The organism is Alcanivorax sp. NBRC 101098, from assembly GCF_001010505.1.
GTDB classification, from domain to species: domain Bacteria; phylum Pseudomonadota; class Gammaproteobacteria; order Pseudomonadales; family Alcanivoracaceae; genus Alcanivorax; species Alcanivorax borkumensis.
Genome location: NZ_AP014613.1, coordinates 1,260,388 through 1,273,662 on the forward strand (window position 1 = coordinate 1,260,388; position 13,275 = coordinate 1,273,662).

The following is a 13,275-nucleotide window of genomic DNA, read 5'->3' on the forward strand; positions in this document are numbered from 1 at the left end:
CTTATGGCAAAGCAACAACTTCTTCTGATCGGCCACGGGATGGTCGGACAACGTTATCTAGAGTCTCTGGTAGCCCTGGGTGGCCGAGAGCACTTTGATATTACGGTACTGTGTGCCGAGCCGCTGCCGGCCTATGACCGAGTAGGGCTGACCAGTTATTTTTCCGGCAAGACCGCCGACGACCTGTCGCTAGTGCCGGAAGGGTTTTTCGAAGAGCACGGCATCACGCTGAAACTTAACACCAAGGTCAACGCGATTGATCGCGCGGGCAAAACGGTCACCACCAATACGGGTGAAACCCTGCCTTACGACAAGGTCGTGCTGGCCACCGGCTCCTATCCTTTCATCCCGCCGATTCCCGGCAACGACCGCGACAACTGCTTTGTGTACCGCACCATTGATGACCTGGATGCCATGATTGCTGCCAGCAAGAACGGCAAGGTGGGCGCCGTGGTCGGTGGAGGGTTGCTGGGTTTAGAAGCGGCTAAGGCGCTTCATGACTTGGGGCTTGAAACGCATGTGGTGGAATTCGCTCCCCGGCTGATGGCGGTGCAAGTGGATGATTTTGGCGGCGGCTTGCTGAAAGACAAGATTCAGGAGCTGGGTGTCACCGTGCACACTAGCACCGGTACACAAGATATTGTCGACGGTGAAACCTGCACTCATCGAATGAACTTCGGTGACGACAAGTATTTGGAAACCGATGTCATTGTTTTCTCCGCCGGGATCCGTCCTCAGGACGAATTGGGCAGGGCTTGTGAGCTGGCCATCGGCGAGCGCGGCGGCATTGTGGTCAATAACCAATGTGTCACTTCCGACGAGCATATTTATGCGATCGGTGAAGTGGCGCTATGGGAAGGGCGCATTTTCGGGCTGGTGGCGCCGGGTTACCAGATGGCAGAAGTGGCCGCAGAACATCTGATAGGAAAAGCAGAAAAGCAGTTTGCCGGTGCGGACATGAGCACCAAGCTGAAGCTGATGGGCGTGGATGTGGCATCCATCGGAGATGCTCACGGCAGCACGCCGGGCTGCCGCAGTACCGTGTTTATGGATCAAACCGCGGGTATCTACAAAAAAGCGGTGATCAGCGCGTGTGGCAAGAAACTGTTGGGTGCGGTGTTGGTGGGTGATGCTGCCGATTACGGTAACTTGTTGCAACTTTGCCTGAATGAAATGGACTTGCCCGGTGATCCGGCGGCCCTGGTGGCACCGGTGTCGGACGGCGCGCCTCTGCTGGGCGCCGATGCATTGCCCGATTCGGCGCAGATTTGTTCCTGTAATAACGTCTCCAAGGGCGACCTGTGTGCGGCCATCGACGATGGCGCCCAGACCGTGGGTGACTTGAAAGCTTGCACCAAGGCATCGGCTACCTGTGGGGGTTGCTCCGCGCTGGTGAAACAGGTGCTGGATAGTGAGCTGGAAAAACGCGGTGTGGAAGTGAACAACCATCTCTGCGAACACTTTCCGTATTCCCGTCAAGAAATCTATCACCTGGTACGCGTCGGCCAGATCACCACTTTTGATGCCTTTCTGGAAGCCCATGGTAGCGGCGATGGTTGTGACATCTGTAAACCGACCGTGGCCAACGTGCTGGCTTCCTGCTGGAACGACTGGGTGCTCAACAAACCCCATGCTGGCCTGCAGGACACCAATGATTACTTCCTTGGCAACATGCAGCGCGACGGCACGTATTCCATTGTGCCCCGGGTGGCCGGCGGTGAAATCACGCCGGACAAACTGATTGTGCTGGGCGAGGTGGCCAAGCAATACGATCTCTATACCAAGATTACGGGTGGCCAGCGGGTGGACTTGTTCGGTGCCCGTGTGGAGCAGCTGCCGGAAATCTGGAAGATTTTGGTCGATGCCGGTTTTGAAACTGGGCACGCCTACGGTAAATCCCTGCGCACGGTGAAGTCCTGTGTGGGCTCTACCTGGTGTCGTTATGGGGTGAAAGATTCCGTGGGCACCGCTATTCAAGTGGAGGACCGCTACAAAGGCCTGCGTAGCCCGCACAAGATCAAAATGGCGGTGAGTGGCTGTACCCGCGAATGTGCAGAAGCTCAGAGCAAAGACGTGGGCGTAATTGCCACGGAGAAAGGCTGGAACCTGTATGTGTGCGGTAACGGGGGTATGCGCCCGCGCCATGCGGATCTGTTTGCCTCCGATCTCACCGATGAACAGCTGATTAAAACCATTGATCGTTTCTTGATGTTCTACATCAAAACAGCGGATCGTTTGCAGCGCACCAGTGTCTGGCTGGAAAACTTAGAAGGCGGGTTGGATTACCTGAAAGACGTGATCCTCAACGATTCCTTGGGCATGGGCGATGAGCTTGAAGCACAGATGCAACACGTGATCGAGACATACCAGTGTGAGTGGAAGTCCACCATCGAAAATCCCGAAGCGGTGAAACGTTTCAATCACTTTATCAATGATACCGCTGAAGCGGATGACAACCTGACCTACGTGCGTGAACGTGGCCAGCGACGTCCCGCCTACGAGCATGAACGTATCGAGCTGGTTGAGGAGGCGTAAGCCATGAACAATGCAGTAGCGGTTGAATGGAAAACAATCTGCAGCGTCGACGATGTGTTGCCCGGCACCGGAGTGGGAGTACGCCTGGCCACGGGGCAGGCGGCACTCTTTCGTACTAGGGACGGAAAGTTCTATGCGCTAGACAACATGGACCCGTTTAGCCATGCCAACGTGATTAGCCGGGGCCTGCTGGGCTCGCTGGGTGACAAACGGGTGGTTGCCTCACCCCTCTATAAGCAGCACTTCGATTTGGAAACCGGGCAGTGCATCGAAGACGACAGCGTCAAGCTTAAGGTCTATCCGGTGCGCGTGGTCGGTGATGTGATTGAGCTGGCCACCTCGGCCTGAAGCGAATCGAGAGGGTGATGCAGTAATGAAACGACTGGTTGTAGTGGGTAACGGTATGGCGGCTTGCCGCTTACTGGAAGAGCTGACCCGCCTGGCACCGGATCTGTATCAGATCACGGTGGTGGGGGATGAGCCCTTTGCCGGCTATAACCGGGTCATGTTGTCCCCCCTGTTGGGTGGTAGCACGGATGAAAATACTATTACCACGCATCCTCACCAGTGGTATCGGGAGCGGAGTATTCGCCTGATCACCGGCACCCCCGTCGTGGCCATTCACCGCGGCCGCCGCCAGGTGGAAACCGCCGCCGGGCACGTGCTCGATTATGACCGGCTATTGCTGGCCACAGGGGCGGGGCCACGCCAGTTACCGGTGGACGGCGTTGGTTTGAAAGGCGTTGTCAGTTTTCGTGATCTGTATGACGTTCGACGCTTGTTATCGCTTTCGGCGGCACGGGTGGTGGTGGTCGGCGGCGGTTTTTTAGGGCTGGAAGCGGCAGACGCTTTGGTGAAGCAGGGGCACGACGTCACCTTGGTACACAGCCGCGGGCACCTGCTCAACCAGCAGCTGGATGAGGCGGCTGGCCATCGCCTGCAGAAGGACCTGGAAGCCCGCGGGATCAAGTTCGTGATGCACGCGCGTACCCAGTCAATTGAAGGTTGTTCTGTTCAAAAAAAAGAGGATAAAAAAGGCTCAAGCAGCTACAGCTCCGACCGTGTGGCCGCAGTGCATCTGGCGGATGGCCAGCGTTTGCCGGCGGATTATGTGGTCCAGGCGGTGGGCATTGTGCCGCGGGCAGAGCTGGCCGCTCAGGCTGGCCTGACCGTAAATCAGGGAGTGCGAGTTGACGATACCCTGCAGACCTTTGATCCGGCCATCTACGCTATTGGTGAGTGTGTGGAGCACCGTGAACGTACCTTTGGCTTGGTTGCTCCGCTGTATGAACAGGCCTCGGTCTGCGCTAGCCACTTGGCGGAAATGGGTCATCGTCGTTATCTCTACGCCGACTCTGCCACCCGGCTGAAAATTTCCGGTATCGACCTGGTGTCCTGCGGGGATTTTCTCGGCGAGAAAAGGAATGAAATCGAACAGGGTGAGACACTGCAATTGAGCTTGCCTGACAGTTATCGCCGCTTGCAAATTCGCGATAACCGTGTGGTCGGCATGGTTCTGTATGGCGATGTGTCTGACGCCCCGTTTTTCGAAACGTTATGGCGTGATAGCACTGATATTAGCGCCCTGCGCGAAACCCTGTTGCTGGGTGAGGCGTTCTGCAAGCGCCCCGGTGACAAGGGTGATAATGCAGAGGGAGTGGCGGCGTGAAGGCGGAAGTGGCAGCCGGCAATGTCGGAGAAAACCGTGCAGGAAAACATATGGCAAAAAACACCGAACGGCCCATTTGTACCACCTGCCCGTATTGTGGTGTGGGTTGTGGTATCAGCACCGATGGCACGTCCCTGAAAGGCGATACCTTGCACCCGGCCAATGCCGGTAGGCTTTGTGTCAAAGGTTCTTCTGTGCTGGAAACCTTGGGAGACCAGGATCGTCTGCTCAATCCAGAAGTGGAGGGCGATGTGGTGTCCTGGGATCAGGCACTGGATGAGGTCGCTGGGCGGTTCCGGCGTATTGTGGACGAACACGGCCCCGATGCGGTGGCCTTTTATGTGTCCGGCCAGCTGTTGACCGAAGATTATTACGTGGCCAACAAGCTGATGAAGGGCTACATCGGCAGCGCCAATATCGATACCAATTCCCGGCTGTGCATGAGCAGTGCGGTGGTTGCCCACAAGCGCGCTTTCGGTGAAGACGTGGTGCCCGGTTGCTACGAGGACCTGGAGCTTGCGGACCTGGTCATCCTGACCGGTTCCAATACGGCATGGGCGCACCCTATTGTGTACCAGCGCATTGCTGCGGCGAAACAGGCGCGCCCGGAAATGAAAGTGGTGGTGATCGACCCCCGCCGCACGGCCACCTGTGACTTGGCTGATCTGCACCTGGCCATTCGTCCCGGGCAGGACGTGCCCTTATTCAATGGTTTGCTCACCTGGCTCGACGATAACAATGCATTGGATCAAGCGTACATTGACGCCCATACCGAAGGGTTTGAGTCCACACTGGATACAGCCCGCAGCCAGGGCAATGACTGGGCATCGTTGGCCACGCACATGGGCGTGAGCAAGGTGGATCTGACCACCTTCTATCACTGGTTTGCTGCCTGCGACCGCACCGTAACCGTCTTTTCTCAGGGCGTGAATCAGGCCCGCAACGGCTCGGATCAGGGCAATGCCATCATCAATGCGCATCTGGCCACTGGCCGGGTTGGCAAGCCTGGCGCCAGCCCCTTTTCCATCACCGGCCAGCCCAACGCCATGGGCGGCCGGGAAGTGGGAGGCCTCGCGAATCAGTTGGCGGTGCATCTGGATATCGATAACCCAGCACACCACGCGGCGGTGGCCGATTTCTGGCAGGCGCCGGCATTGGCCAAAGAGAATGGCCTCACCGCAGTGGATCTTTTTCAGGCGGTGGCCAGCGGTAAAGTGAAAGCAGTATGGATTATGGCTACCAACCCGGTGGATTCCTTGCCGGAAGCGGATAAAGTACGCCAAGCCCTAATGGCCTGCGACACCGTGGTGGTGTCCGATTGCGTGGCCAGCGGTGACACCCTGGCCTGTGCGGATATTCGTTTGCCCGCGCTGGGCTGGGGTGAGAAATCCGGCATGGTCACCAACTCTGAGCGGTGCATGTCGCGCCAGCGCCCGTTTGTTACTGCTCCCGGCCAGGCCCGCGCAGACTGGTGGATTATTACCCAAGTTGCCCAGCGCATGGGGTTTGCCGATGCCTTTCCCTACCAGCATGAGCACGAAATTTTTGCCGAGTTCTCGGCGCTTACCGCACTGGCGGGCCAATTTGGCAAACGGCTGGATCTGACCGCCGCTGCGGACCTGACCGCCGACCAATATGCTCAGTGGCAACCACAGCAGTGGCCACTCAATAGTGGCCCTCGATGCTATGGCGATGGCCGCTTTTCTACTGCCAGTGAGCGCGCCCGTTTCATTGCCTGCGAGAATCCGCCGGTGCGCGTCATTGGCGATGCCTTCCCGATTATCCTCAATAGCGGGCGGATCCGAGACCAGTGGCACACCATGACGCGCACCGGCCGTGCCGGGCGTTTGTTTGCCCACCTTAGCGAGCCCTTTGCGGCCTTGCATCCCAAGGATATTGAGCGTTACCGACTGCAGGAGGGGGGCTTTGTACGCCTGACCAGCCGTGTCGGTGATGCCCTCGTGCGGGTGACCCGCGACACCGGGCAGCGGCCGGGTACCGCGTTCATGCCCATGCACTGGACCGATCAATTTTCTCGCCGCGCTCGGGTGGATGCCCTCGTGCCGGCACGTTTAGATCCGCATTCCGGCCAGCCAGCGTTCAAGCATACGCCGGTTAATGTCAGCGACTGGCAACCCCGTTGGCATGGCTGGTTGTTCACGGCGGCGTCTCCACCCGCTGTGGAGTACTGGGCCCGCGTTCCTGTAGATGCATTTTTGCAGGCGGGCCAAGTACAGCGTTATCGGCTGGCCGGCGATGCGGACCTAACCGAACAACAGCTCCACGACTGGTTGCCCCAGGCCGCGCAGTGGCTGGCGCTCAACGATCCTGCCACGGGCCATTACCGGCGTGCCGCGCTGGACAAGGATGGCCGTTTACTGGCCTGGCTGGCGATTGGCGAAACCCTGCCGCTGTGCGATGTGGATTGGTTGGCCGACTGTTTTACGCAGGGCGCCGATATTCAACACATGACCATTCTCGCTGGGCAACCTGCCGATGCTGGCCCAGACCTGGGGCCGGTTATCTGTAGCTGTTTTCAGGTCCGCCAGAAGACCATTGAGGGCGCTGTGGAGGAGGGTGCCGACTGTGTGGAGGCCATTGGTCAATGCTGCCAGGCAGGCACCAATTGTGGCTCCTGCATTCCGGAACTGCGCGGCCTATTGGAAACGTGTACCACATGAGGGTTATTTGGCTGCCTGCGCGAGTGAGGTTGTAACGTAGGCGTTTATTTCGCATCTTAATATCTGATTCGAAATAGGAATGATGATGAAAAGCCTCAAATCTTTGTTTATCTCCGGGTTTATTGCCTTGGCGGTGTGTACCTCCAGCATAGCGTTTTGGCAGTTATTTACCGGTGGCGGCTGGCCCTGGGCGGTGTTGTTGTTCACCTGTGTACCCTCGGTGTTGTTCTTCAGTTATCTGTTTCTGTTCAAGCCTGCCCGCACCAGTGCGAACCTGCCAGGCGTCTTCTGGCCGACCTTGCTTGGCTCACTCGCGGTGATCAGCCTGGCGCTGGCTGGGCAAGCCAGTATGGTGATGGTCAGCCTGGCTATTATTAACTTGCTTGGTGTGCACGCCTATATTCGTTGGTACAGCCGTTACGGTGTGCGACAAGCGAATGTGGTGATAGGTGAGCCCCTGCCTGACGTTACCTTTAGCGATCTGAATGCTAAGCCGGTAACGGTGGCGAGCTATGCGGGGCAGCCGTTGGTGATGTTGTTCTTCCGGGGTAATTGGTGCCCGCTTTGTATGGCGCAGATTCGTGAAGTGGCTGAACAATACCAGTCGTTGCAGTCCCAGGGGGTTCGGGTGGCGTTGATTAGCCCGCAGTCTCACAGCCAATCTGGGGATTTAGCCAAGCAGTTTGATGTGGATTTTGAGTACCTTCGCGATGACGATAATCGTGCGGCGCGCGCCTTGGGTATTATTGATGCAGGGGGCACTCCCGCTGGCCTGGAAGCGTTGGGTTATGACAGCGATACGGTGATGCCCACGGTGTTAATCGTCGATGGACAAGGGCGCCTAGTGTATCAACACTTAACCGATAATTACCGAATACGCCCGGAACCGGCGTTGTTTGTTCAAGTGTTAAAAGAGAAAGGGCTGATTGACGGCTAACAGCAGGGGCCAGCTTCTAGCTACGAGCTAGAAGCTGGCAATCTGCCGCTGTCTTTAATCATCCGGCCCTTTCAGGGAAAGCTTGGGCAGTTCTTCGCCGCATTGCTGACAGAAGCGGGCGTCGGGGTCGTGGGAATGCCGGTAGCAGTTGGGGCATTCACGTTCATAACGCATGCTCACCCGAGCAGCAGAAATCTCTGCGGTGACGATCCCGGTGGGCACCGCAATAATCGCATAACCGGTAATCATGGCCAGTGAGGCAATCATTTTGCCAAAGCCGGTCTGCGGTGAAATATCTCCGTAGCCCACCGTGGTAATAGTCACGATAGCCCAGTAAATGCTTTGAGGGATGCTGGTAAAGCCGTGCTCCGGGCCTTCCACCACATACATCAGGCTGCCAAAAATAATAATCACCACAAACACGGAGAACATAAACACAGCGATTTTGCGCCGAGTGCGGATCAAGGCGATGCCCAGCTGGTTCGCCTCGCCCATAAACTTGGCCAGCTTCATTACCCGGAACACACGCAGTACTCGCAGAGCACGGATAGTGAGCAAGTAATTGGAGCCAGGAACCAGCAAACTAAGGTAGGTAGGGATAATCGATAACAGGTCTACGATGCCGAAAAAGCTACGGGCATAGCGCAATGGCCGCTCGCTAACCCATAACCGAACGCTGTATTCAATGGTAAACAGGATAGTGAAAAACCATTCTGCGGCGTACAGTGCTTCGCCGTATTGTTCGTGCAGGCTGGCCACACTGTCGAGCATGACCGCGACCACACTGCCCAGAATCGCCACAATCAATAGAATATCGAATAGCTGCCCGGCGGGAGTGTCGGTGCCGAAGATAATGTGCTGCCAGCGTTGCCGCAGGTTTTCCATACGTGGGTTGTGTCCTTAAGCATGAATGAACAAAGCCGGGCATATTGTGGCTTGTTCAGGCAGTGATGACTACTTAAGCCAAAATCCCTCACAGAGCCTTACTTTACCTCACCCGTTACTCAACATCGCCGGGGGGCTTTAGTCATGGCCAGGGTGTTTCCAGCAGCGCGAGCGTAACCGGCCAGACAAAAAAATAGAGCCTCAAATGAGGCTCTATTTGTGGCGGCCCAAACGTACAGGACAGCAGCCCTTAAGGCGTATTTATATACTGCGGGGCGTTATTTCTGCCGTTTGGGCAGCGCGTCGCGCAGTTTGTCGGCCATGCTGCGGATGGCTTCTTCGGTGGTGTCCCAGGCAATACAACCATCGGTGATGGACACACCGTATTCCAAATCATCCAGGTTCGGCGGGATCTTTTGGTTGCCGAATTTCAGGTGCGATTCCACCATCAAACCGAGAATGGATTCATTCCCTTCCAGAATCTGGTTGGCAATGTTTTCCATCACTAGCGGTTGCAGGCCCGGGTCCTTGTTGGAGTTGGCGTGGGAGCAATCCACCATGATGTTGGTAGACACACCGGCTTTCTCCAATGCCTGCTCGGCCAACGCAACGGACACGGAATCGTAGTTCGGCTTGCCACCACCACCGCGTAACACAACATGCCCGTACTGGTTACCTTTAGTGGTGGTTAGCGCCACGCGGCCTTCCGGGTCGATGCCCAAGAAGCGGTGGGGATGTTGCACACTGAGCATGGCATTCACTGCCACATCCAGGCTGCCATCAGTGCCGTTCTTGAAGCCCACAGGGCTGGACAGGCCGGAAGACATTTCCCGGTGTGTCTGGCTTTCGGTGGTGCGCGCGCCAATGGCGTTCCAGGCGATTAGGTCCTGCAGGTATTGCGGGGTGGTCGGGTCCAGCGCTTCGGTGGCGGCGGGCAAGCCAAGTTCCGCCACATCCAGCAGTAGCTTACGGGCGATATGCAGGCCCTCTTCCACCTTGAAGGAATCGTTCATGTAAGGGTCGTTGATCAAGCCCTTCCAGCCCACGGTAGTACGCGGTTTTTCAAAATAAACACGCAGCACCAAGTAGATAGTATCGCTCACCTCGTCGGCCAGTTTTTTCAGCCGGGTGGCGTACTCCATGGCGGCGTCCGTATCGTGGATCGAGCAGGGGCCGATCACCACAAACAGGCGGTGGTCCTTGCGGTCCAGAATATTGCGGATAGTCTCGCGGCCGCTGATGACGGTTTGGCGGGCGTTATCGCTGAGGGGCAGTTTTTCCTTCAGCGCGTTGGGCGTAATCAATACGTCCTGCGAGGCGATATTAAGGTCGTCTACCTGCTTGTCGGTCATGATGTGCTTTGCTACCTGTAGTTGCTGGAGGCCCCGTGCCCTATTTTTGCGCGGCGGGCTCTGGCTGACACTCCTTTTGTAGAGGTTCAGCAGTCTAGCGGAATCAGGCGGCTATAGAAATATCAAGGGGCCTGTCTGCGCCATAGGGTGGGGCAATCATACCTAGGGCGGGGAGCCATGCTGGCGGTCTTTCGTGATGCAAGTATGACGAACGGGATTATACCCCGGCGATCAGTTCTTCCACATACCTCGGCACCAGTTCAGTAGCCAGCCCACGCCTATGTTCGGCAAAAGCGGTGAGCTGCTGGGAGGGCTCCAAATTCAATTCCACCGTGTGCGCCCCGTGCCGGTTGGCTTCTTCCACGAAGCCGGCGGCGGGGTAGACATTGCCACTGGTGCCGATGCTGATAAAACGATCGCATTGAGACAGGGCGCGGTAGATCGCTTCCATTTGCAGGGGCATTTCACCGAACCAGACCACATGGGGGCGCAGGCAGCCCTTTGCCCCGCACAACGGGCAGGGCAGGGCCACCGTTAGGTCATGGTCCAGATCGACCAGGCCGCCGCTGGTTTGGCAGCGCCCTTTGAGTAGCTCGCCGTGCATATGGATTAAGTTACGGCTGCCGGCGCGCTCGTGGAGGTTGTCGATATTCTGGGTAACCAACAACACCTTGCCCGCCGGCAAAGCTTTCTCTAACGTGGCCAGCGCCTGGTGGGCTGCATTGGGCCTGATTGCCCCTGTGAGTAATTGCCGGCGCCGCTGGTTGTAAAAGTTTTGCACCAGCAGGGGGTTACGCAAGAACGCCTCGGGGGTGGCGACATCTTCTACCCGGTGGTTTTCCCACAGGCCGTCTGCTGCTCGGAAGGTCTTGATACCCGATTCCGCCGAGATTCCGGCGCCAGTAAGTATTACAATGTTTTCAGCCATTTAAGTACCCTGTATCCCGTTACACCCCTATTCTTGGAAGCCTCTATGGACACCATTATCGATCAACAGGAAAACCTTAGCCTGCCCCCGCGCGGCAACGTGACCCTGCTGCATTTTCATCAGGGCATGGTGTTGTTGGTGGGCGAGGACGCCGTTGGCCTGTATCGCGATCGGGTCGCCATCGACGACCCTCTGGCCAATGGTGTCATTGGCTACGAAACCATTCCAGCGCCATTGCAGCCGCAATGGAGCGAAGAATGTGGTTTTGTTCAAGAGCATCAATCCGGGTTTGTTGGCTTGAATGAAGGCGGGGTTCTCTTTATTCGCCCGGATGGCGTGGCCCTCTATCCCAGTGGCATGCATGCGTTGCAGAATCAACAAATGTGCTGGCTGATTTCCTTTCCGCCGCTTAATGCTTAACCGCGCATCACGATAAAGCAAACCCACCGTAGACTAGCCTGCTGAAACGGGGATGCGGTGGTGAAGGCAGTAGCGTTTTTTCGCGTTGCGCCGTGGTGCGTGAAGCGTCAACACAAGGAGTTATTCATGGCAGAAGAAACCACTCGGTTACGTTTGCGAACGCTGACGCACGAGGATTATCCCGCGTTGGCGCGCCTGATGAATCAGGTGTATCACGATATTGGTGGCGCCTGGCCAGAAGACACCATCAAAACCCTGATCCGCATTTTTCAAGACGGGCAGCTGGTGATTGAAGACAACGGCGAACTGGTGGCCACGGCACTGACTATCAAAGTTAAATACGACCGGTTCTCCAACCCGCATCGCTACGAAGACCTGATTACCGACGACAAAGTGCGCTCCCACGACAACAAGGGCGATGCGCTTTACGGCCTAGATGTATTTGTAGACAAGGAATACCGCGGCTATCGCCTGGGCCGCCGCTTGTACGAAGCTCGCAAAGAATTGTGCCGGGAAGAGAATCTACGTGCGATTTTGGCGGGTGGTCGCCTGCCGGGGTATACCAACTACGCTGACCAGATGCCGGTGACCGAATACATCGAGCAGGTAGAAGCCCGCGCCATCTACGATCCTATCTTGTCATTTCAGCTTTCCAACGGCTTCGACGTGAAACGTCTTATGAAGGCGTATCTGCCGGAAGATGAAGATTCTCACGGCTATGCCACGCTGTTGGAATGGGACAACATTCTCTACGAACCGGAAGACGACGACGCCGAATGGCCACGCCGCACCGTGGTTCGTGTGGGCGTAGTGCAGCGTCGTATGCGTGCTGCCCGCGACGTGCAAGATCTGCTCAATCAGGTGGAGTTTTTTATTGATGCGCTATCCGATTACCGCGCCGACTTTGCCGTGCTGCCGGAATTCTTTAGCGCGCCGCTCATGGGGCTACGGCCAGAATTGAACTCCGTGGAAGCGGTGCGCTTCCTCGCCAGCTTCACCGAAGAAGTACGCGATGCCTTGGCGGATATGGCCGTGAGCTACAACATCAACATCATTGGCGGCTCCATGCCGGTGATTGAAGATGACAAGGTCTACAATGTGGCCTACTTGATGCGTCGCGATGGCTCGGTGGAATCCCAGTACAAGATTCACATTACCCCCCACGAACGCCGTGACTGGGTGATCCAGGGCGGTGACAAATTGCAGGTGTTCGATACCGACGCAGGTAGGGTGGGTATCCTGATTTGTTACGACGTGGAATTCCCTGAGCTGGGCCGGATTCTCGCCGACGAGAAAATGGACATCCTGTTCGTGCCGTTCTGGACCGACACCAAAAACGGCTACCTGCGCGTACGTCACTGTGCCCAGGCCCGCGCCATCGAAAACGAATGCTACGTGGCCATTTCCGGCTCGGTGGGCAACCTGCCCCGGGTGGATGCGGTGGATATCCAGTACGCACAATCGTCGGTATTTTCCCCCAGCGATTTCTACTTTCCCCACGATGCCATCATCAGTGAATCGGTCCCCAATACCGAAATGCTGATGTTTGCCGATGTGGATCTGGAAAAACTGAAGCTGCTGCACCGGGAAGGCTCGGTAACCAACCTGCGCGATCGTCGGGATGATCTTTATAGCTTGGATTGGAAAAAGAAAGACTAAACCCTCAGGGCAGGGCCGCCCGGCCCTGCCTGTACTTCCCGGTCAGAAGTATGCTGTAGGAACGTAGCGTAGCGAACTAACGCACGTAGTGCGGCCCGAAGGGTGAGCGAAGCGAATACGGCGCTTGAGCCGCGAACAACCTCGCCCAAATCGCCCCCTCGTCAGACAGCTGTCCCTAAACTTAAACAGGTAGGAAAACCTCATTTCCT

General features: G+C 56.9%; 10 protein-coding genes. 7 read left to right on the plus strand and 3 right to left on the minus strand.

Translation table 11 applies throughout. The features are described from left to right. Positions 1-3 precede the first annotated feature (3 nt). The 5 genes from nirB (at position 4) to AS19_RS05775 (ending at position 7,822) form a co-directional block, all read left to right on the plus strand. Positions 4-2,535, plus strand: coding sequence for a nitrite reductase large subunit NirB (gene nirB, locus AS19_RS05755; protein WP_011588369.1), 2,532 nt, complete (start codon positions 4-6; stop codon positions 2,533-2,535). Between the two features lie 3 nt (positions 2,536-2,538). Continuing rightward, positions 2,539-2,883 carry a nitrite reductase small subunit NirD gene (gene nirD, locus AS19_RS05760; protein ID WP_011588370.1) on the plus strand — a complete coding sequence of 115 codons (345 nt, stop codon included), beginning with the start codon at positions 2,539-2,541 and terminating at the stop codon, positions 2,881-2,883. Positions 2,884-2,908: 25 nt separating this feature from the next. Next, complete coding sequence (locus tag AS19_RS05765; RefSeq protein WP_011588371.1) at positions 2,909-4,204, plus strand: NAD(P)/FAD-dependent oxidoreductase; 1,296 nt, start codon at positions 2,909-2,911, stop codon at positions 4,202-4,204. 50 nt (positions 4,205-4,254) lie between these two features. Further along, positions 4,255-6,885, plus strand: coding sequence for a nitrate reductase (locus AS19_RS05770; RefSeq protein ID WP_041705316.1), 2,631 nt, complete (start codon positions 4,255-4,257; stop codon positions 6,883-6,885). A 79-nt stretch (positions 6,886-6,964) separates the two neighbouring features. Then, on the plus strand, positions 6,965-7,822 hold the full coding sequence (locus AS19_RS05775) for a peroxiredoxin (protein ID WP_011588373.1): 858 nt from the start codon (positions 6,965-6,967) through the stop codon (positions 7,820-7,822). Positions 7,823-7,876: 54 nt separating this feature from the next. Here AS19_RS05775 and AS19_RS05780 read toward each other — a convergent pair whose 3' ends face one another. From AS19_RS05780 to cobB, 3 genes are all read right to left on the minus strand, one after another. Further along, a complete protein-coding gene (locus tag AS19_RS05780) occupies positions 7,877-8,707 on the minus strand; it encodes an ion transporter (RefSeq protein ID WP_011588374.1) in 831 nt (276 codons plus the stop codon). 278 nt (positions 8,708-8,985) lie between these two features. Beyond that, the gene (locus tag AS19_RS05785) at positions 8,986-10,059 is read right to left on the minus strand and encodes a 3-deoxy-7-phosphoheptulonate synthase (RefSeq protein ID WP_011588375.1); all 1,074 of its coding nucleotides are present in this window, start codon (positions 10,057-10,059) and stop codon (positions 8,986-8,988) included. Between the two features lie 217 nt (positions 10,060-10,276). Then, positions 10,277-10,987 carry a Sir2 family NAD+-dependent deacetylase gene (cobB, locus tag AS19_RS05790; protein ID WP_011588376.1) on the minus strand — a complete coding sequence of 237 codons (711 nt, stop codon included), beginning with the start codon at positions 10,985-10,987 and terminating at the stop codon, positions 10,277-10,279. Positions 10,988-11,032: 45 nt separating this feature from the next. On the opposite strand from cobB, the gene AS19_RS05795 reads away from it, so the two are divergent. Both AS19_RS05795 and AS19_RS05800 read left to right on the plus strand, forming a co-directional pair. Further along, positions 11,033-11,407 carry a hypothetical protein gene (locus AS19_RS05795; RefSeq protein ID WP_011588377.1) on the plus strand — a complete coding sequence of 125 codons (375 nt, stop codon included), beginning with the start codon at positions 11,033-11,035 and terminating at the stop codon, positions 11,405-11,407. Between the two features lie 126 nt (positions 11,408-11,533). Next, positions 11,534-13,066 carry a bifunctional GNAT family N-acetyltransferase/carbon-nitrogen hydrolase family protein gene (locus AS19_RS05800; RefSeq protein ID WP_011588378.1) on the plus strand — a complete coding sequence of 511 codons (1,533 nt, stop codon included), beginning with the start codon at positions 11,534-11,536 and terminating at the stop codon, positions 13,064-13,066. The last annotated feature ends 209 nt before the right edge of the window (positions 13,067-13,275 follow it).

Excerpts from the sequence above, each read along its gene's own strand:
- nirB (WP_011588369.1), top strand. The coding sequence starts at position 4 with ATGGCAAAGCAACAACTTCTTCTGATCGGCCACGGGATGGTCGGACAA.
- nirD (WP_011588370.1), top strand. The coding sequence starts at position 2,539 with ATGAACAATGCAGTAGCGGTTGAATGGAAAACAATCTGCAGCGTCGAC.
- AS19_RS05765 (WP_011588371.1), top strand. The coding sequence starts at position 2,909 with ATGAAACGACTGGTTGTAGTGGGTAACGGTATGGCGGCTTGCCGCTTA.
- AS19_RS05770 (WP_041705316.1), top strand. The coding sequence starts at position 4,255 with ATGGCAAAAAACACCGAACGGCCCATTTGTACCACCTGCCCGTATTGT.
- AS19_RS05775 (WP_011588373.1), top strand. The coding sequence starts at position 6,965 with ATGATGATGAAAAGCCTCAAATCTTTGTTTATCTCCGGGTTTATTGCC.
- AS19_RS05780 (WP_011588374.1), bottom strand. The coding sequence starts at position 8,707 with ATGGAAAACCTGCGGCAACGCTGGCAGCACATTATCTTCGGCACCGAC.
- AS19_RS05785 (WP_011588375.1), bottom strand. The coding sequence starts at position 10,059 with ATGACCGACAAGCAGGTAGACGACCTTAATATCGCCTCGCAGGACGTA.
- cobB (WP_011588376.1), bottom strand. The coding sequence starts at position 10,987 with ATGGCTGAAAACATTGTAATACTTACTGGCGCCGGAATCTCGGCGGAA.
- AS19_RS05795 (WP_011588377.1), top strand. The coding sequence starts at position 11,033 with ATGGACACCATTATCGATCAACAGGAAAACCTTAGCCTGCCCCCGCGC.
- AS19_RS05800 (WP_011588378.1), top strand. The coding sequence starts at position 11,534 with ATGGCAGAAGAAACCACTCGGTTACGTTTGCGAACGCTGACGCACGAG.